Below are 19249 nucleotides of genomic sequence, written 5' to 3'. Positions count from 1 at the left end.
ACTGGCTGATGTCGGTCCGCGCGATCGTTATCGTGGCGCAACCTTCACCGAGGGTATGGAACCGGCCGCGGCCGGCCGTCCGATGACCTGGCATGGGGGAGCCGAGTCGGGCTGTTAAGGACGGCGGCCACGGCCGGGGTACTGGGGTCAGACCGCCTCGGCGGTCTCGGGCAGATCGATGGCGAGCTGCTCGGTCAGGTCCACCACGGCGGCGAGATCCCCGAAATCGCGTACAGCCGTGTCGACGGTTTTTCGGATACGAGTGTTGACCCTCTCGGAGCGCACCTTCTTGGCGACCTTGAGGGCTTCACGCACCAGGACGGTGCTCTGCTCGGGCTCCCGCCTCAGGAGGTGCACCGTGCCCATCCCGACGAGGTTGAGTGCGTACGAACGCTGGTGCTCGGTGTCCTTCTCGAAGAGGTCCACGGCCTTCTGCATGATGGGCTCGGCCAGCGAGGCGTACGTGGGGCTGCGGCCCGCGACGTAGGCGAGGTCGCGGAAGGAGTGGGAGTTCTCGCCGTGCAGCTCGGCCTCGGAGAAGAAGCGGATCCAGTCGGGCTCGGGCTCGTCGAACTCGACCGCGTCGCCGAAGGTGTCCTCGGCCATCCGGACGGCTCGCTTGCACTTGCCGGGCTGCCCCATGTTGGCGTAGGCCCGGGCCTCCATCGCATACAGCATGGACTGCGTTCGGGGGCTCGCGCAGTCGCGGCTTCCGTACTGGGCGAGGTGGATCAGTTCCAGAGCGTCGTCGGGCCGGCCGAGGTGGATCATCTGGCGGCTCATGCTGGAGAGGACGTACGAGCCGAGCGGTTTGTCGGCGGCTTCCTTCGCGGCGTGCAGGGCGAGGACGAAGTACTTCTGGGCGGTCGGCTGGAGCCCGACGTCGTAGCTCATCCAGCCCGCCAGCTCGGCCAGCTCGGCGGCGACCTTGAACAGACGCCTGGTGGTGGCCTCGGGCTGGGGCTCCTGGAGGAGGTCGGTCACCTCGTGCAGCTGGCCGACGACCGCCTTGCGGCGCAGGCCTCCGCCGCACTGGGCGTCCCACTGGCGGAACATCACCGTGGTGGATTCGAGGAGGTCGAGCTCGGGCTGGGAGAGCCGGCCGGGGCGGCGGAGGGCGGCGGCGGACTCGGGCTGCTCACGCGGGGTGACGGGGCTGGGCACCAGCCAGCGCTGCATGGGCTCGATCAGTGAGGGGCCCGCGGAGAGCGCCAGTGACGTGCCGAGGAAGCCGCGCCGGGCCAGCATCAGGTCGCTGCGCGAGAACTCACCGATCAGGGCGACGGTCTGCGGACCGGTCCAGGGCAGGTCGACGCCGGACACGGACGGTGACTGGTGCGCGGCGCGCAGGCCCAGGTCCTCGACGGCCACGACACAGCCGAAGCGCTCGGAGAACAGCTCGGAGAGGATGCGCGGGATGGGCTCGCGGGGGTTCTCGCCGTCCAGCCAGCGGCGGACCCGCGAGGTGTCCGTCGAGATGTGGTTGGCTCCCAACTGGCGCGCTCTGCGGTTCACTTGACGCGCCAGCTCACCCTTGGACCAACCGCTGCGCACGAACCACGAGCCCAACAGCTCGTTGGGGCGCTTGTCAGCAGTCGTCCCGCCTCCGCCGTTGCCGCCCACTGGAACGCCCCCATCCCTCAACCCACTTGTGCGCTGTGTGCGCCAAGCCCTACCAGAATGCCGGTACATATGGTCGTCCGTCCGGTGGTTCTCACCCATCGAACGAGAAGCCGAGTTGCCTCCGGCATACCCGCGAGTGCATGCGTCCCCAGGACCCGTGCACACACGGTAATCCTACGATCACCCCTCCAGCCATGGCGATCCCGGAAACGCCACCATTCGCCACCCCTTCGAATGAACTCCCGGCAGCCTGTACGCGATTCACTTGACACATGACGGCCGGGAGTGGGCGGAGCGATGCACGCCGGGGCGCGCGATGCCGGACGCACCACCCGTGACACCACCGGGCGCCGCATGAACCGCACAGCGCCGGGAACAGAGAGTTACGGATCCGTTCCGTCACGTAACCACCGGCACGCCGGACCCGTTGGAGGGGGCATGGGCTTCACGATCGGCGGCATCCGCGAAATCCGGTCCGGCTCTCGTCGCCGCGGCCGCTCCTCGGAGTGCACGGCCGTGGCCGAGTTCACCGGCCTCTGGGGCTGGGACGTGGCGCCCGGCGCCCGGACCGCCGCGGGATCCTGCTCGTGCGGCCGGGCCGACTGCCCGGCACCCGGCGCGCATCCCCTGGACTTCGCCCCGGTCGTCCCGGCCGGTGCCACACTCGACGAAGTGACGCGCACCTGGGGCGAGTTCCCCGGCGCCGCGGTGATGCTTCCCGTGGGCCGCGCCTTCGACATCATCGAGGTCGCCGAGCCGGCCGGCCGCCGCGCCCTGGTCCGGCTCGAACGCATGGGGCTCCCGGTGGGCCCCGTGGCCGCCACCCCGGACGGCCGCGCCCACTTCTTCGTCGCCCCCGGCGCCGCGGCCGAACTGCCCGAGCTGCTCTACCGCATGGGCTGGGACGACGCCGCGCTCGACCTGCACGGCCTGGGCCCCGGCACGTACATCACGGCCCCGCCCTCCGACCGCGCCGGCCTCGGCCCGGTCCACTGGCTCCGCTCCCCCGCCCTCGACTCGGCCACGAAGCCGCCCGCGGCCCGGCTGCTGCTGGGGACACTGGCGTACGTGGCACACCGCTCGCGCGCCTAGGGCCCTTCTGATGGATCTCCGCGGCGTCGCGACGCCTGGCACGCACGCTCGCCGCACGGCGCGAAGGGCCAGGTGGCTCCGCCACATGACCCTCCACACCGCACGCCGATCGCACGCACCGACCGCCGCTCCTTCTCCCACGGAGATCCATCAGAAGGGCCCTAGCCCCGTCGGTACGGGCCCGCCCTCGCGGACCTACCGATACGGAAGGGCCCCACTCCATCTGCACCATGGCGTGGGGCCCTTCCTCGCGTACGTACCTCTCGTACGGGACGTCACTCTCCGATAAGGGCATCCACGAACGCTTCCGGCTCGAACGGGGCCAGGTCGTCCGCGCCCTCGCCGAGGCCGACGAGCTTGACGGGGACGCCCAGTTCACGCTGGACGGCGATGACGATGCCGCCCTTGGCCGTGCCGTCGAGCTTGGTCAGGACGATGCCGGTGATGTCGACGACCTCGGCGAAGACCCGGGCCTGGACCAGGCCGTTCTGGCCGGTGGTGGCGTCCAGGACGAGCAGCACCTCGTCCAGCGGGGCGTGCTTCTCGACGACGCGCTTGACCTTGCCGAGCTCGTCCATGAGACCGGTCTTGGTGTGCAGCCGGCCCGCGGTGTCGATGAGCACGACGTCCGCGCCCTCCTGGATGCCTTCCTTCACGGCGTCGAAGGCGATGGACGCGGGATCGCCGCCCTCGGGGCCGCGCACGGTGCGGGCGCCGACGCGCTCGCCCCAGGTCTGCAGCTGGTCGGCTGCGGCGGCACGGAAGGTGTCGGCCGCGCCGAGCACCACGTGTTTGCCGTCGGCGACGAGCACGCGCGCGAGCTTGCCGGTGGTGGTGGTCTTGCCGGTGCCGTTGACCCCGACGACCATCACGATGCCCGGGGTGTCCAGACCGGACTCGGTGTTCACGGTGCGGTCGAAGTCGGGCACGAGGAGGGTGAGCAGTTCCTCGCGCAGCAGGGACCGCAGCTCGTCGGGGGTCCGCGTGCCGAGCACCCGCACGCGCTCGCGCAGCCGCTCGACCAGCTCCTGGGTGGGCTGCACGCCGACGTCGGCGGTGAGCAGCGTGTCCTCGATCTCCTCCCAGGTGTCCTCGTCGAGGTGCTCGCGCGAGAGGAGCGTGAGCAGCCCCTTGCCGAGCGCGTTCTGCGAGCGGGAGAGGCGGGCGCGCAGCCGCACCAGGCGGCCCTCGGTCGGCTCCGGGACCTCGACCGGGGGTGCTTCGACCACCGGCGCGGGCTCGTCGACGGCGACCGGCCCGGCCGCCGAGCCGTCCGGAAGATCCACCTCCTCTATCGTGCGGCGCGGTTCGTCGCGCGGCGTCTCGGCCTCGTCGCCGATATGCGGCTCGGCCGGCGGAGCGGTGATGTCGGGGGCGGCGGGGGGCGACGGGGGCAGCTGCTTCCGCTTGCGACTGCCGATGACAAGCCCGCCGAGCGCGCCGATCACGACCACGGCGATGACTACAGCAAGGATGACGATTTCCATAACGCGTCCAGTATGCGTGACCTCTCACCCGGCCGTTCGTTGCCCGCGCAGGGCTGCGTGCCCTACGGGCCGGCCCGGCCCGCCGCCCGACCTCGCGTCGGCCGGACGCCCCTCGGGGGCGGAGTCACAACGCACCCGGTGTCGGACGCGTCAGGGTGCGCACAGCGTCCTCGGGGCGTGTCACGGCCCATGAGGTTGGCCGTGACGCGCTCTCGCCACCGGCCGGCCGTTGCTCGCACTCTGGCCGTCTGATGATCCGTCAGTTACGGTCCCCCTGCACCAACGCCACCGGCACCCCACCCGACTCGGCGAAGGGGGACTTTCCCATGCCCGCAACGGTCGTACGTTTCAACCTCGTTGAGCCCGGCGCGACACCCGCCTCGCTCAGCGCCCGCTACAAGGCCGCGCTGGAGATGGCGACTTACGCCGACGACCGCGGGATGACCACCGTGCAGACCGAGGAGCACCACGGCGTCGACAACAACTGGCTGCCCTCGCCGTTCACCTTCGCGGGCGCGGTCTTCGGCGCGACCCGGCGCATCGCGGTCACCGTCTCGGCGATCATCGGCCCGCTGCACGATCCACTGCGGCTGGCCGAGGACATCGCCGTACTCGACCTGCTGAGCGGCGGCCGGCTGATCACGGTCGCGGGGATCGGCTACCGGCCCGAGGAGTACGCGATCTTCGACGTGGAGTGGAAGCGCCGCGGCCGTCTCCAGGACGAGCTCCTGGAGACGCTGCTGAAGGCGTGGACCGGCGAGGAGTTCGAGTACCAGGGCCGTACCGTACGGGTCACACCGCGCCCCTTCTCGGATCCGCACCCCCTGCTGCTGGTCGGCGGCTCCTCCAAGGCGGCGGCCCGCCGCGCGGCCCGGCTCGGTCTGCCGTTCTTCCCGAGCGCGCATCTTCCGGAGCTGGAGGCCTACTACAAGGAGCGGCTGGTCGAGTACGGCAAGGAGGGCTGGACCATGATGCCCTCGGCGGTCACCCCGCTGCTGCACCTGGCCGAGGACCCGGACCGCGTCTGGGCCGAGCACGGCGAGCACTTCCTGCACGAGGCGAGGACGTACGCCTCCTGGCAGTCCTCCGACATCCGCTCGGCGGTGCGGTCGGCGGCCACGACGGTCGACGAGCTGCGCGCCGAGGGCGTCTACCGGATCCTTACGCCGGACGAGTGTCTGACGCAGGGCCTCGACAGCTACGTACTGCATCCGCTGTCCGGCGGGATGCCGATCGACGAGGGCTGGCGCAGCATGCACCTGTTCTGCGAGAACGTACTGCCCCGACTCAAGGGCCACTAGGGCCCTAGCTCCTGCGGATCCTGGGACGGATCTTCGGGGGCCCAACCGGGGCAGTACGTCCTACGGGTACGAGGAGAGGGGCAGCGGGGACTTGGCCCATCTCCCCGAGTTCGGGGAGCCGCCAGGGCTTGCGCGAGCCGCGGCGGCCCGACGGCCTAACCCATCTCCTCCAGGGTCTTGCCCTTCGTCTCCGTCACGAACTTCAGCACGAACGGGATGGAGAGCGCGGCGAAGACCGTGTAGATCACGTAGGTCATGGAGAGGTTCCAGTCGGCCAGCGACGGGAAGCTCGCGGTGATGGCCCAGTTGGCGATCCACTGCGCGGAGGCGGCGACGCCGAGGGCGGCGGCGCGGATCTTGTTCGGGAACATCTCGCCGAGGAAGACCCAGACGACGACACCCCAGGAGAGGGCGAAGAAGAGCACGAACACATGGGCGGCGATCAGGGCGACCCAGCCCTGGGTGGCGGGCAGCTTGCCGTCGACGAGGTCGAAGGAGAAGGCCCAGGCCTCCAGGCCGAGCCCGATGACCATGCCCACGGAGCCGATGAGCGCGAGCGGCTTACGGCCGATCCGGTCGACGAAGATCATGGCGATCACGGTGCCGACGATGTTGATGATCGACGTCGTGAACGAGTAGAAGAACGACTCGGAAGGGTCGACGCCGACGGACTGCCACAGCGTCGAGGAGTAGTAGAACGCGACGTTGATGCCGACGAACTGCTGGAAGACCGAGAGGCCGATGCCGATCCAGACGATCGGCTTGAAGAAGAAGGTCCCGCCGAGCAGGTCCTTGAAGACCGACTTGTGCTCGCTCTTCATGGCGTGCTCGATCTCGGCGACGCGGGCGTCAAGGTCGATGCTGTCGCCCTCGACCTCGCGCAGTACCTCACGGGCGCGCTCGTCCCTGCCCGCGGAGATCAGGAAGCGCGGCGACTCGGGGATCGCGAAGGAGAGCAGCCCGTAGAGCACGGCCGGGACGACCATGACGCCGAGCATGACCTGCCAGGCCTCCAGGCCCATGATCTCGCCGCGCTGGTCGCCGCCCGCGGCGTTCAGGATGCCCCAGTTGACCAGCTGCGAGATGGCGATGCCGATGACGATCGCGGCCTGCTGGAAGGAGCCGAGCCGTCCGCGGTACGCGGCGGGGGCGACCTCGGCGATGTAGGCCGGGCCGATGACCGAGGCCATACCGATGGCGAAGCCGCCGATGACCCGCCAGAAGGCCAGGTCGTACAGGGCGAAGGGCAGCGCGGACCCGACGGCGCTGACGATGAACAGCACGGCCGAGATCTGCATGCAGCGGATGCGGCCGATGCGGTCGGCGATCCGGCCCGCGGTGGCGGCGCCGATCGCGCAACCGATCAGCGCGATGGCGATGACCTGGGCCAGGGCCGCGGAGCCGATGTCGTAGCGGTCCCGGATGGCCTCGACGGCGCCGTTGATCACGGCACTGTCGTAACCGAAGAGGAAACCGCCCATCGCGGCCGCCGCCGCGATGAAGATGACGTGCCCGAGATGTTCGGGATGAGCCGCTCGGGCTCCTGACGGGGGTGGCTGCGCTGTGCTGGTCACGTGTGACTCCTCGGGCCACCGGCCTCACTGCCGGGGGTGGGGGCGAGCCCTTCAGGACGGTGTTTCCAGTGGCGCACACGTTTACGCCGCCCACCGCCTGAAGGTAAAAGCAACGCCGTCGACCTTATGCCTTCAATTCCCGAAGTCAAGAGGGCATAGCTGTGAGCAATGAGGCCCGAGATGACGAAGATGTGTTCAACTCTTGAAGAATTAGAGGCGAGCCGTCAAAACTGCCTGGTCATGGGAAGACGACCGCCCACTGCTACCGCAACCGCTGACTGATCACCTTGGAAACACCGTCCCCCTGCATGGACACGCCGTACAACGCGTCGGCGACTTCCATCGTCCGCTTCTGGTGCGTGATCACGATCAGCTGCGAGGCCTCCTGCAGCTCCTGCATGAGCCTGATCAGCCGCTGAAGGTTCGTGTCGTCCAGCGCCGCCTCGACCTCGTCCATCACATAGAACGGGCTGGGCCGCGCCTTGAAGATCGACACGAGCATGGCCACGGCGGTCAGCGACCGCTCGCCACCGGACAGCAGCGACAGCCGCTTGACCTTCTTCCCCGGCGGCCGCGCCTCCACGTCGACACCCGTGGTGAGCATGTTGTCGGGATCGGTGAGGATCAGCCGCCCGTCCCCACCCGGGAACAGCCGGCCGAAGACCCCTTCGAACTCGCGCGCCGTGTCCCAGAACGCCTGGGTGAAGACCTGCTCGACCCGCTCGTCGACCTCCTTCACCACCTGAAGAAGATCGGCACGCGTCTTCTTCAGGTCCTCCAGCTGCTCGCTGAGGAACTTGTGGCGCTCCTCCAGCGCGGAGAACTCCTCCAACGCGAGCGGATTGACCTTGCCCAGCTGCTGGTAGGCCCGTTCGGCGGACTTGAGCCGCTTCTCCTGCTCGGCACGGTGGAAGCGCCGGGGCTGGTTGCGCGGGTGCTCCGGATCCTCCGGCAGCTCCTCGCCCTCGGCGGGCAGCGAGGGCGGTACGAGCTGGTCGGGCCCGAAGTCCGCGATCAGCCCCGCCGGTTCGACCCCGAGCTCCTCCAGCGCCTTGGCTTCCAGCTGCTCGATCCGCATCCGCTTCTCGGCCCCGAGGACCTCGCCGCGGTGCACCGAGTCCGTGAGCTTGTCGAGCTCGGCCTTGAGGTCGCGGCCCTCGTTGCGGGCGACGACGAGGTCCTGCTCACGCCGCGCCTTGGCGCGCTCCGCGGCCGTGCGCTCCTCGTCCGCCCGGGCGAGCGAGACCTCGACGTGCGCGAGCAGCTGCCGCGCACCGGAGGCGACGGCCCCGGCGACGGCGGCCTCGTGCCGCAGCCGCGCCCTGCGCTGCTCGGCACGCGCGCGTGCCTCACGTTCGGCCCGCGCGGCCCGGTCCAGCGAATCGGCCCGCCCGGCAAGCCCCTTGACCCGCTCCTCGTGCGTACGCGTCTGGAGCCGGGCCTCCATCTCGGTCTGCCGGGCGTTGGCCCCGTCGGCCGCGAGCCGGTCCCGTACGGAGGTGCCGGGCTCCTCCTCGAACGGCATCTCCTCGGCGACGGCGAGCCGTTCGGCCAGCTCCTCCGCCTCCTGGACGGCCCGTTCGAGGGCTTCCTGCGCACGGGTGGCCGCCGCGGTGCTCCGCTCGGCCTCTCCGGCGGCGCCCCGCGCCTGCCCGGCCAACCGCCCGAGCTGCTGGGCGACCTGGGACTTCTCCCGCTCACCGGCCCGCCGCCGCTCACCCAACTCCTCGACGAGAGCGGTCCGTTCCCTGCGCAGCTCAGCGGCCCGGTGCTGCTCCTCGGTCAACTCCTCGCACAGCACGCCCAGTTCTTCCAGCTCGGCCGCCGCCTCGTCGACGGACGCCTGTACTTCGAGCAGACTCGGCGCCCCGGCGGAACCGCCCTGGGCGAAGTGCGCCCCGAGCAGGTCCCCCTCGGCGGTCACCGCGGTCAGCTCGGGCCGGGAGTAGACGAGATCCTCGGCGTCCTCCAGCGTCCCGACGACGACGATGCCCCGCAGCAACCTCCGTACGGCGGGCATGAGATCGAAGGGCCCACGGACGAGATCGGCGGCGAACCGCGGACCACCGCGGTCCGGCTCTCCGCCGGAGGACAGCTCACCGGCTCCCCCGGCGGACTGCCCGCCTGATACGTCGCCGGGGGCGGCCCCAGCGGCGGGCGCGTCCGGCACCCCCGGGGGCCACGCGCCGACGAGATCGTCACCGGTACCGTCCTGCCGGGCGACGCCCTCGGCGTCCGACGGCCCCTCCACGCCACGGCCTCCGGCGCCGCCCGGTCCCGCACCGCCTCCGCCCGCCGACGTCACCGGACTCCGCGGGCCGCGACCGGCCGAGGATCCCGGGGCTGGGTACCCGCCCGCCGGCTCCGGCGCCCCCGCCAGCAACAGCGCCGCCCGTCCCCCGTCCTGCTTGCGCAGCAGGCGGATGGCGTCGGCCGCCGCGGACGGGCTGGTCACCGCGATCGCGTCCGCCGCCACTCCGAAGGCGGCCGCGACCGGGACCTCGTGGCCGGGTGTGACGGAGAGCAGTTCCGCCGCCGGGCCCAGCAGACCGGTCAGCCGGTCCTTCGCCACGAGCAGCGCCCCCGTGCCGTCCTTCCGGCGCAGGCCCAGGGACAGGGCCTCGTGGCGGGCCTGCGTGGCGGCGCGCTTGCGTTCGGCCGCGGTGGCCGCCTCGCGGGCCTCGGTCAGGGCGGACTCGGCGTCGGCGAGGGCGCGCTTGGCCGTCTCGTGCCGCTCGGAGAGTTCCTCGTCGCCCGCGTCCAGGCCGTCGACCTCGGCCTTGAGCTGCTCGTACTCCTCCTGGGCGGCGACGGCCCGTTCCTGCGCCTCGTCGCGGGCGGAGGCGAGCCGGTCGATCTCCGCCTGGGCGGACGCGGCACGCGAACGGGCCGCGTTGACCTGCCCGTTCAGCCGGGCCAGACCTTCGCGGCGGTCCGCGATGGCGCGGGCCACGTCCTTCAGGCGCCGCTCCTCCACCGCCAGTTCGCGCTCCAGGTCGGCCCGGTGCGAGACGGTGTCCTCCAGGGCCCGCTCGGCCGCCTCCAGGGCCGCTTCGAGCTCGGCCTCCTGCTCACGGATCCGGGCGGCCTCGCGCTCCATGTCCTCGGGGTCGCGCCCGCGCCGCTCCTCCGGCGGCTGGGCGGTCGCGCTCTTGACCCGCGCGTCCGCCAGCGAGACAGTGCCGCGCACCCGCTCGGCCAGCTGCGACAGTTCGTGCCAGGTCTGCTGCGCCCGCTGCAGACGCGGGGTGAGCCGCCGTACCTCGTCCTCCAGCATCGCCTCGCGCTGGAGCGCCTTCTTCAGCTCGGCCTCGGCCGACTCCTTGCGCTCCTTGAGCGCGGCCTCGTCGGCGACCTCGGCCTGGAGCGCGCCCCGCAGCCGTACGAGATCGTCGGCGAGCAGCCGCAGGCGGGCGTCGCGGAGGTCGGCCTGGATCACGGCGGCCCGGCGGGCGACGGCGGCCTGCCGGCCCAGCGGCTTCAACTGGCGCCGCAGTTCGTCCGTGAGGTCCTGCACGCGCGCGAGGTTGGCCTGCATCGCGTCCAGCTTCCGCAGCGCCTTCTCCTTGCGCTTGCGGTGCTTGAGGACGCCCGCGGCCTCCTCGATGAAGGCGCGGCGGCCCATCGGATCGGCGTGCAGGACGGAGTCGAGCTGGCCCTGTCCGACGATGACGTGCATCTCGCGGCCGATGCCGGAGTCGGACAACAGCTCCTGGATGTCCAGCAACCGGCAGGTGTCGCCGTTGATCTGGTACTCGCTGCCGCCGTTGCGGAACATGATCCGCGTGATGGTGACCTCGGCGTACTCGATGGGCAGCGCGCCGTCGGAGTTGTCGATGGTCAGGGACACCTCGGCGCGGCCGAGCGGGGGCCGCCCGGTGGTGCCGGCGAAGATGACGTCCTCCATCTTGCCGCCGCGCAGCGACTTGGCGCCCTGCTCGCCCATGACCCAGCTGAGGGCGTCCACGACATTGGACTTGCCCGAGCCGTTGGGGCCCACGACGCAGGTGATGCCCGGCTCGAACCGCAGCGTGGTCGCCGAGGCGAAGGATTTGAACCCGCGCAGGGTCAGGGCCTTGAGGTGCACGCAGCCGGACTCTACCTTCCGGGTGGGTCTCGCTCCACGAACGCGCGGTTTCACCCTTGAACATGCAGGGCACACCAAACGTTAAAGACAGTGAAAGGGTGCGCGGGGGCAAGAAAGAAGGGACGCCGAAGCGTCCCTTGCAACTTTGTCAGCGGCTGACACGGGCAGCCTGTTCACTGGTGGTGACGATGCGATTCAGTGATCAGGTGAGCGCAGGCTCCGCCTGGGGTACGTCGATGCTGTCGAAGTCGTGAGAAGCGGCAGCCGCGAGCGCGTCGTTCTCGGCCTGGATCCGTCCGAGCTCGGATTCCAGATCCTGGACGCGTTGCTGGAGCCGTCGCATCTCGGCAATGAGTCGCGGGTCGGAACCGCCGACGTAACCGAGAAGCGCCTTTGCCATGATGGATGGTCCTCCACACTGAGTGACCGACCGAAGCGGTGTGGGTCGTGAGGGAATCGCACCCGCGATGTTTGGCACTGACGAGTTCTACCGCCGCTCTTACATGCCAAACAGCTAAGGTGCGCGGGGACTTTCAGCGTCTCACCAAAAAGTTTGACGGTCAACACGATCACGCCCCGTATTGGGGGCCAACCCGGGGCGCGCGGCTTGAGAACGGGCGGCGCGGCCACTGTTTCGGGGCCCTGGGGGCGTAGAGATCATCCTTACTCGCGGAGCCTGCCACGACAAGCGATTCTTGGCAACCACCAGGCGCTTTCTGCCCGTGGCAGGTGCCCGGCGCACGCCCCGCGCCCGCTGCCTGGGGTGTTGCGAGCGGTGGTGCGGAGTGGATCTCACCGGATGGCGAAGCCGTCGTAGCCGCCGCGGGGCGTGTCCCAAATCTCAGTGACTCCGTCGACACGGCCCGGCGTGTCGTCCCCCTGGAGCCAGTCGAGGAGTCGCTGACATCCGGCCCGGGGGCCTTCGGAGACCACCTGGACCCGTCCGTCCCCCAAATTGAGAGCAAAACCACTCAGGCCGCCGATCTCCAGCGCCCTGGCCCGCGTGTACCAGCGGAAACCCACACCTTGGACCCGTCCGCGTACCCACGCGACCAGCCTTACATCCTCGCTCATGGCTGCACGCTAACCGGCCAAATGCTCTCGTAGCACTTCGCCCCCTTGCGCCATGGGGTACCGTCCCGACCCAATGAGCCTCACCCGTTCGGGTGAGGAACGTTGACCGCAAGGATGAGGAAGGCCAGGAGATGGGACGCCACCGACGCTCCGCCGCCGGCCGCGCCGCCACAGGCCGCGCCACCGGGGTCACACAAACGTACGATACATACGCGGGCGGTTACGCGGCGGCAGGCTCCGGTGATTACGCGGGTGAAGGCGACTACGCGACCGCGGGTGACAACCTGACCGCCGGGGACTACCTGAACGGCAGCCCCTACGCGACCGCGGGCATGTACGACTCGCCGGGCGGCATTCACGAGACCGGCGACTTCCACTCGAAGAGCGACAGCTACCTCTTCGCTGCGGATCCTGCTACCCACGCCACGACCGGCTATGCGCCGGACGGCGGTTCCGGCCGCGGCCACCGCCGCCGCAGGAGGACCGTGACACCCGTACGCACCGGTCTGCTCGGTGTCTCGGCGGCCGTCGCGATGGGTGCCGTCGCGGTCGCCTCCGGGCTGATCCCGGGCAGCGAAAACCTCTCGATCGGCGGCGGCAACGCGGACAAGGTCCGCGCCCAGGACACCCCGAGCGACGTGCAGACCCAGGGCGGCACGGACGGCGCCACGGACGACCGCGAGGACTCGGGCACCAGCCGTGACCTGGAGCGCTCCGCGTCTCCGACGGTCTCGCCGACGAAGGCCCCGGAGAAGACCGAGAAGAAGACTCCCTCCGCGAAGCCGTCGACCAAGGCTCCGGTCAAGGAGAAGCCGAAGCCCGAGCCGACCACGAAGGCGCCTGAGAAGAAGGCTCCCGAGACGGCTCCGTCGAAGGCGGCATCCACCGCCTCCAAGGCCGAGGCCGAGGTGTTGTCGCTGGTCAACGAGGAGCGGGCGAAGGCTGGCTGCAGCCCGGTGACCGCGTCCAGCACGCTGGCCGCGCTGGCCGAGTCCTTCAGCGAGGACATGGCCGCGCAGGGCTTCTTCGACCACACGGACCCGAGCGGGGCTTCCCCCTGGGACCGCGCGGAGAAACTCGGCATCGCGAACCTCGGCGGGGAGAACATCGCCCGCGGCCAGGCCGACGCCGCCGCGGTGATGGAGGCCTGGATGAACAGCCCCGGCCACCGCGCGAACATCCTGAACTGCGACTTCAAGACCCTGGGCGTCGGCGCGCACTTCGCGTCGGGCGGCCCCTGGTGGACGCAGGACTTCGGCTACTAGCCGCGCGGCACCGCAGAGGAACGCAGAAGGACACCGGAGGGGTCGCTAGCGAAAAGTTAGCGCCCCCTCTTCGGTTTGCGCTGCGGCGAGTATTCTGGCCGCATGGACCTGACGGAGCGACCGGACTTCGAGTTCGACGTGTTCTCGAAGGCGTGCCCGTCCCGGGGCACGCTTGAGCACGTCACGGGGCGCTGGGGCGCGCTCACGCTGGGGGCGCTGTACGAGGGTTCGTTCCGTTTCAACGAACTGCGCCGGCGCGTGGACGGCGTCAGCGAGAAAATGCTGTCCCAGACCCTGCACGCACTGGAGCGCGACGGCCTGGTGCACCGCGAGGCCCAGCCGACGAACCCGCCGCGCGTGGACTACGAGCTGACGCCGCTGGGCCACGAGGTCGCCGAGCGGCTGCTGTCCCTCATCCACTTCGTCCAGGGGCGCATGGACGACGTACTGGAAGCGCGCGAGCGTTACGACACGGCGCGCGGGGGACGCTGACAGCGCGGGCAGAAGTAGCTGGACCGGTTCATCCAGGGCCTGCGCCGCATCAGCGTGCCGCAGCGCCGGCACGGCTCGCCCTCCCTGCCGTACGCGTCGAGCGAGCGGTCGAAGTAGCCCGACTCCCCGTTCACGTTGACGTAGAGGCTGTCGAAGCTGGTGCCGCCGACGGCGAGGGCGGCGTTCATCACATCCCGTACGTGGCCCAGGAGTTCAGCCGTGCGCGGGCGCGTGAACCCGGTGGTGGGACGCTCGTAGTGCAACCGCGCACGCCAAAGCGCCTCGTCCGCATAGATGTTGCCGACGCCGCTGATCAACGACTGGTCCAGCAGGGCGCGTTTGACCGTCGTACGCCGACGCCGCAGCGCCTCGTGGAACGCGTCGTCGTCGAACAGCGGGTCCAGCGGGTCGCGGGCGATGTGTGCGATGACGTCGGGCAGCCCGTCGGGGGACGTGTCGTGCAACGACAGCCCGCCGAAGGTCCGTTGGTCGACGAAGCGGAGCTCGGTGTGAAGGGCGTCCTCGAACCGGACGCGGATGCGCAAATGCTTCTCGTCGGCCGCGTCCTCCGGCTGGACGAGGAGTTGCCCGCTCATCCCGAGGTGCGCGAGAACGGCACTCGGCGAGTCCGCGAGCGGCAGCCAGAGGTACTTGCCGCGACGCTGGGGCAGCCCGATCCGGTGCCCCTTGAGCCGGGCCCCGAAGTCCTCACCGCCCGCGATGTGCCGACGCACCGCACGCGGGTGCAGCACCTGGACGTCGGCGACGGTCCGTCCGCTGACCCAGCGTTCGAGGCCCCGTCGGACGACCTCGACCTCGGGCAGTTCGGGCACGGCTTCTCCTCCGGATACGTGGGCCGACGACTCGGGCGCCCCGGACCGGGGCCGCGCGCCCGCAGCGTACCGCCGGCGCCCCCGAACACGATCGCCCGCCCCCCTCGGACGGGGGACGGGCGATCGGTCACAGCGCCGAACTGCGGATCGGTCAGGCGGAAGCGGCGTCGGATGCCGCCGTCGAGGGGGCCTCGACGGCCTCCTCGGCCGCTGCGACTTCCTCAACCGCCGCGGAGGCTTCGGCTGCCGCGGTTGCCTCGGCCTCCACTGAGGCTTTGGCCGCCGCTGCGACAGTGGCTGCTGCGGACGCCTCTGCCTCCGCCGCGGCCTTCGCCACCTTCGCGCGTTCGTCCGCGGCGGAGCGGATCTCGCGCCACGCGGACTCCGCGGCCTGCTGCTCCGCCTCCTTCTTGCTGCGGCCGGTGCCGGTGCCGTACGAGACGCCTCCGACGCGGGCAGCAGCAGTGAAGGTTTTCTCGTGGTCCGGGCCGGTCTCGGAGACCAGGTACTCGGGCACGCCGAGCCCCTCGGTCGCCGTGAGCTCCTGGAGACTGGTCTTCCAGTCCAGGCCCGCTCCCAGATTCGAGGATTTCTCGATCAGCGGGTCGAAGAGGCGGTGGACGAGTTCGCCCGCCGCGTCGAGACCCTGGTCGAGATAGACAGCGCCGATCACCGCTTCAAGGGTGTCGGCGAGGATGGATGCCTTGTCCCGGCCGCCCGTGCCCTCTTCGCCCCGGCCGAGCCGGATGAAGGAGCCGAGTTCGAGCCCGCGGCCCACCTCCGCCAGCGCACGCGAGTTGACCACCGCGGCCCGCAGCTTGGCCAGTTGGCCTTCAGGCAGGTCGGGGTGGGTTCGGTACAGCGTGTCCGTGACCACGAGGCCGAGCACGGAGTCCCCGAGGAACTCCAGGCGCTCGTTCGTGGGCAGACCGCCGTTCTCGTACGCGTACGAACGGTGGGTCAGTGCACGCACCAGAAGGGCGGACTCGAGCTTGTACCCGAGCCGCCCTTCCAGAAGCGTGTGGGACGAGGCTGTGTTGTCCGCCTTTTTCTTGGCGTTTACGTCCGCCTTGGCGTCAGACATGAAGCCTCTCACCAGCCGCTCAGACCTCGAGGACCTGGCGCTTGTTATAGGTGCCGCAAGCGGGGCACGCGATGTGCTGCAGCTTGGGCTCGTGGCAGCGCTCGCACGCAACCAGGGTGGGGACCGCAGCCTTCCACTGCGACCGGCGGTGGCGCGTGTTGCTGCGCGACATCTTCCGCTTCGGAACAGCCACGGCTACTTCTCCTGCTTCTCGTTGGCGCGCGCCGGTCGAGGCGCTTCGCCACTGATCTCGTCCTTCTCGCCATCTTCGAGTGAACCGGCGAGTCCCTGCAGTGCCGCCCAACGGATGTCGACGGCGTCGTGGTGGTGTTCCGGGTCGTCCGCCAGCCGGGCTCCGCACTGGGAGCACAGGCCGGGGCAGTCGTCCTGGCACACCGGCTGCATCGGCAGTGCGAGCACCACCGCATCCCGCAGCACGGGTTCGAGGTCGAACAAGCCGTCCTCGATGAAGAGCGTGTCCTCGTCGTCCTCGGCGTCGTCGGCCGGCTCCGCTTTCACACGGCCCCGGTCGTCGGCGTCAGGGTACGAGAACATCTCCTGGAACTCCGCTTCGAGCTGCTGCTCGACCGGCTCCAGACACCTTACGCACTCCCCCTTGGCCTGTGCACGGGCGGTGCCTGTGACAAGCACACCTTCCATGACCGACTCAAGACGGAGGCCGAGCTTCACCGGGGCGCCTTCCGGCACTCCGATGACTCCCTGGATACCGAAGTCCTTGGGAGCGTCGATCTCACGGGTCAGGCGCTGCAGCGCGCCAGGACGCCGCCCCAGCTCGTGTGTGTCGAACACGAGAGGGTTGCGGTGGTCGAGGCGGGCGTTCAGGGCCATTCCTGCTTTCGATCTTGAAACTCTGTGAAGCGCCGCCCTTCGGTGCTTCCCGGGCAGCGTTGATCGCGGACGTACACGCGACCGAAGAACCAGGGTACTGGACCTTTCGCTCTCGGCCCAATCCGGCCTCAGCGCCCCTGTTCGTACGCCCTGAGCTGCTCCGCACTGATCATGGTGGTGTCGAAGAGGCTGGTCTCGTCGAGGGCGTTCGCCTGCGCCTGCTGCGGCTGGGGGGCCTGCGGGTCCTGGCCGTACGCCTGCTGCAGGTTCGGGTCGTACGCGGCCTGCTGGTCGTAGCCCTGCTGCGGATAGGCGGCGTACGGATCGGCGGTCTGCTGCTGGTAGCCGTATCCGTCCTGCTGCGCGTACTGCTGCTGGTACCCGTACTGATCGGCGGTCTGCTGCTGATAGGCGTACGCGTCCTGCTGGGCGTACTGCTGCTGGGCCGGGACCGCCGGGGCCTGGGGCTGGACGGCGGCCGGCTGCGCGGGCCGCTCGGAGAGGTCCGAGAGGCCGTCCAGGTACTCGGCGTCGGTGGTGTGCTGCGCGTTGCCGTCCTCGGCGAAGCCGCCCAGGTCGCCGAGGTCGTCGCTGGCGATCCGGCCGTGCAGCTTCTGGCGGCCTCGGCCGACGGCGTCCAGGGTCTTGGCGAGCACGGCCTCGAAGGCGCCGAGCTTGACGTCGACGTACTGGTCGGCGTTGTGGCGCAGGGTCTCCGGGTCGTGGCTGCGCTCGGGAGCGTCCTCGTCCTCGTAGCCCTGCTCGTCGGTGCCGGGGCCCGTGCCGAGGAGCTTCTCGCGGCCTCGGCCGACGGAGCCGAGGGTCTTGGTGAGGACGACCTCGAAGTTGGCGAGCTTGGAGTCGACGTACTCGTCGGCCTCGGCGCGGACGTCCTCGGCCTCCTTGCGGGCCTCGGAGAGGATGCGGTCCGCCTCGTTCTGCGAGCGGCGGGCGACCTCGGTGTCGGAGATCAGGCTGCCGCGCTCGGCGTGCGCGGACTCGATGATCCGCTCGGCCTCCAGACGGGCCTGCTCGACCATCTGCTCGCGGCCGCCGATCAGCTCCTGGGCCTGGGCGAGGGAGCCGGGCAGCGCCTGGCGCACCTCTTCGAGCAGGGAGAGGAGATCGGCGCGGTTGACCACGCACGAGGCCGACATGGGCATGGAACGGGCGCTGCCGACCGCCGAGACGATCTCATCGAGCTTCTTCTGCACGTCCACCGTGTGCTCGCCACTCTCTACAGCTGTGATGGAGACGGACGTCTCGACTGTACGACCACACCCGCCTCTCCCGACACCGGGTGACGCACTGTCAGGAATCCGGGGCTCCGTCAGTCCTTCTTGAGGCGCTCCCTGAGGGCTTCCAGAACCAGCGGCGGCACCAGGTGGGCGACGTCACCGCCCCAGGTCGCGACCTCCTTGACCAGCGAGGAGGACAGGAAGCTGTAGGTGGGGTTGGTCGGGACGAAGAGGGTCTCGACGCCGGAGAGGCCGTTGTTCATCTGGGCCATCTGCAGCTCGTAGTCGAAGTCGCTGACCGCGCGCAGGCCCTTGACGATGGCCGGGATGTCGCGCTCCTTGCAGAAGTCGACGAGGAGGCCGTGGAAGGACTCCACCTCGACGTTTCCGAACTCCGCGGTGACCTGGCGGATCAGGTCTATCCGCTCCTCGATCTCGAACAGACCCCTCTTGGACTGGTTGATCATCACCGCGACGTGCACCACGTCGTACAGCTTGGAGGCTCTGGCGATGATGTCGAGATGTCCGTTGGTGATCGGGTCGAACGACCCGGGACAGACGGCTCGGCGCACTTGAGATCCCTCGCTCTCCGGTCCGGTCATCGTGCGTCTTCGCACGTAGAGGCGGCGCGACCGTACCAAAACGTTCCCTCGCCGTAGCGACGGGACCTCAATGCCTCGAAGCCGTCGGGCCACCGGAATTCGCCGCCTCTAGTACTGCGTTCAACGGTGACGAGCGCTTCGCCCGTGAGCCAGCCCCCGGAGCGGAGTGTGAGCAGGATCTCGCGAAGATCGTCGTCCGTGACGGCGTACGGCGGATCGAGAAAGACGAGGTCGTACGGTGCTGCCGGCGCCGCCGTGCGGATGATCTGTTCCGCTTTGCCGGGCCTGACCTCGGCGCCGGGGAGGCCCAGTGCCTTCACGTTCTCCCGGATCGTGCGGGCCGCGCGGGCGTCGGCCTCCACGAGGAGGGTGTGTCCGGCGCCGCGGCTCAGCGCCTCCAGGCCGACGGCGCCGGAACCGGCGTACAGGTCGAGGACGCGGTCGCCTTCCAGGGGGCCGCCGAGCAGGGACTGCCAGGTCGAGAAGAGTCCCTCGCGGGCCCGGTCGGAGGTGGGCCTCGTGCCGGTGCCCGGTGGGACTGCCAGGCGTCGTCCACCGGCCGTGCCGGCGATCACGCGGGTCATCTGGGGTCCTTGCGGGAGGCGATCGTCACGGACCCCAGTCTGGCAGGCGGGGGTGGCGGGTGCG

At 70.1% G+C, this 19249-nt stretch carries 17 protein-coding genes; 4 read left to right on the top strand and 13 right to left on the bottom strand.

From position 1 onward, the window contains the following. Positions 1-147: 147 nt before the first annotated feature. Positions 148-1623, bottom strand: a complete 1476-nt coding sequence (locus ACH4YP_RS36010; RefSeq protein ID WP_398495095.1) for a hypothetical protein — start codon at positions 1621-1623, stop codon at positions 148-150. 438 nt (positions 1624-2061) lie between these two features. Here ACH4YP_RS36010 and ACH4YP_RS36005 point away from each other — a divergent pair, with 438 nt between their 5' ends. After that, positions 2062-2715: a bifunctional DNA primase/polymerase gene (locus ACH4YP_RS36005; protein ID WP_361065648.1), complete on the top strand. Its 654-nt coding sequence runs from the start codon at positions 2062-2064 to the stop codon at positions 2713-2715. A gap of 275 nt (positions 2716-2990) precedes the next feature. Here ACH4YP_RS36005 and ftsY read toward each other — a convergent pair whose 3' ends face one another. Continuing rightward, a complete protein-coding gene (ftsY, locus tag ACH4YP_RS36000; RefSeq protein ID WP_361065651.1) occupies positions 2991-4202 on the bottom strand; it encodes a signal recognition particle-docking protein FtsY in 1212 nt (403 codons plus the stop codon). A 326-nt stretch (positions 4203-4528) separates the two neighbouring features. On the opposite strand from ftsY, the gene ACH4YP_RS35995 reads away from it, so the two are divergent. Beyond that, the gene (locus ACH4YP_RS35995; protein WP_398495092.1) at positions 4529-5503 is read left to right on the top strand and encodes an LLM class flavin-dependent oxidoreductase; all 975 of its coding nucleotides are present in this window, start codon (positions 4529-4531) and stop codon (positions 5501-5503) included. 155 nt (positions 5504-5658) lie between these two features. Here ACH4YP_RS35995 and ACH4YP_RS35990 read toward each other — a convergent pair whose 3' ends face one another. From ACH4YP_RS35990 to ACH4YP_RS35975, 4 genes are all read right to left on the bottom strand, one after another. Beyond that, positions 5659-7077, bottom strand: coding sequence for a sugar porter family MFS transporter (locus ACH4YP_RS35990; RefSeq protein WP_361065656.1), 1419 nt, complete (start codon positions 7075-7077; stop codon positions 5659-5661). 262 nt (positions 7078-7339) lie between these two features. Then, positions 7340-11164 (bottom strand): AAA family ATPase, encoded by a 3825-nt coding sequence (locus ACH4YP_RS35985; RefSeq protein ID WP_398495090.1) that lies wholly within the window; start codon positions 11162-11164, stop codon positions 7340-7342. Positions 11165-11366: 202 nt separating this feature from the next. Beyond that, on the bottom strand, positions 11367-11564 hold the full coding sequence (locus tag ACH4YP_RS35980; protein WP_055616188.1) for a hypothetical protein: 198 nt from the start codon (positions 11562-11564) through the stop codon (positions 11367-11369). A 392-nt stretch (positions 11565-11956) separates the two neighbouring features. After that, the gene (locus ACH4YP_RS35975; RefSeq protein WP_361065662.1) at positions 11957-12238 is read right to left on the bottom strand and encodes an acylphosphatase; all 282 of its coding nucleotides are present in this window, start codon (positions 12236-12238) and stop codon (positions 11957-11959) included. A 131-nt stretch (positions 12239-12369) separates the two neighbouring features. Here ACH4YP_RS35975 and ACH4YP_RS35970 point away from each other — a divergent pair, with 131 nt between their 5' ends. Further along, a complete protein-coding gene (locus ACH4YP_RS35970; protein WP_398495087.1) occupies positions 12370-13503 on the top strand; it encodes a CAP domain-containing protein in 1134 nt (377 codons plus the stop codon). 102 nt (positions 13504-13605) lie between these two features. After that, on the top strand, positions 13606-13995 hold the full coding sequence (locus tag ACH4YP_RS35965; protein ID WP_398495085.1) for a winged helix-turn-helix transcriptional regulator: 390 nt from the start codon (positions 13606-13608) through the stop codon (positions 13993-13995). On the opposite strand, the gene mutM is transcribed toward ACH4YP_RS35965, so the two are convergent. From mutM to rsmD, 7 genes are all read right to left on the bottom strand, one after another. After that, on the bottom strand, positions 13968-14828 hold the full coding sequence (gene mutM / locus ACH4YP_RS35960) for a bifunctional DNA-formamidopyrimidine glycosylase/DNA-(apurinic or apyrimidinic site) lyase (RefSeq protein ID WP_361065671.1): 861 nt from the start codon (positions 14826-14828) through the stop codon (positions 13968-13970). The genes ACH4YP_RS35965 and mutM overlap by 28 nt on opposite strands. 151 nt (positions 14829-14979) lie before the next feature. Next, positions 14980-15912 carry a ribonuclease III gene (gene rnc, locus ACH4YP_RS35955; RefSeq protein ID WP_361065674.1) on the bottom strand — a complete coding sequence of 311 codons (933 nt, stop codon included), beginning with the start codon at positions 15910-15912 and terminating at the stop codon, positions 14980-14982. A gap of 19 nt (positions 15913-15931) precedes the next feature. Further along, a complete protein-coding gene (gene rpmF, locus ACH4YP_RS35950) occupies positions 15932-16105 on the bottom strand; it encodes a 50S ribosomal protein L32 (RefSeq protein ID WP_006139588.1) in 174 nt (57 codons plus the stop codon). A gap of 2 nt (positions 16106-16107) precedes the next feature. After that, positions 16108-16761 carry a DUF177 domain-containing protein gene (locus ACH4YP_RS35945; RefSeq protein ID WP_361065677.1) on the bottom strand — a complete coding sequence of 218 codons (654 nt, stop codon included), beginning with the start codon at positions 16759-16761 and terminating at the stop codon, positions 16108-16110. A gap of 128 nt (positions 16762-16889) precedes the next feature. Then, complete coding sequence (locus ACH4YP_RS35940) at positions 16890-17981, bottom strand: cell division initiation protein (RefSeq protein ID WP_361065680.1); 1092 nt, start codon at positions 17979-17981, stop codon at positions 16890-16892. A 110-nt stretch (positions 17982-18091) separates the two neighbouring features. Continuing rightward, complete coding sequence (coaD, locus tag ACH4YP_RS35935; protein ID WP_361065708.1) at positions 18092-18571, bottom strand: pantetheine-phosphate adenylyltransferase; 480 nt, start codon at positions 18569-18571, stop codon at positions 18092-18094. Positions 18572-18597: 26 nt separating this feature from the next. Continuing rightward, complete coding sequence (gene rsmD / locus ACH4YP_RS35930; protein ID WP_361065683.1) at positions 18598-19185, bottom strand: 16S rRNA (guanine(966)-N(2))-methyltransferase RsmD; 588 nt, start codon at positions 19183-19185, stop codon at positions 18598-18600. Positions 19186-19249: the final 64 nt, after the last annotated feature.

This window comes from Streptomyces sp. NPDC020747 (assembly GCF_044334695.1).
Lineage (GTDB): Bacteria > Actinomycetota > Actinomycetes > Streptomycetales > Streptomycetaceae > Streptomyces.
Note: the sequence above shows the minus strand (reverse complement) of the source record. Positions and strands in the feature narration are given on the sequence as shown.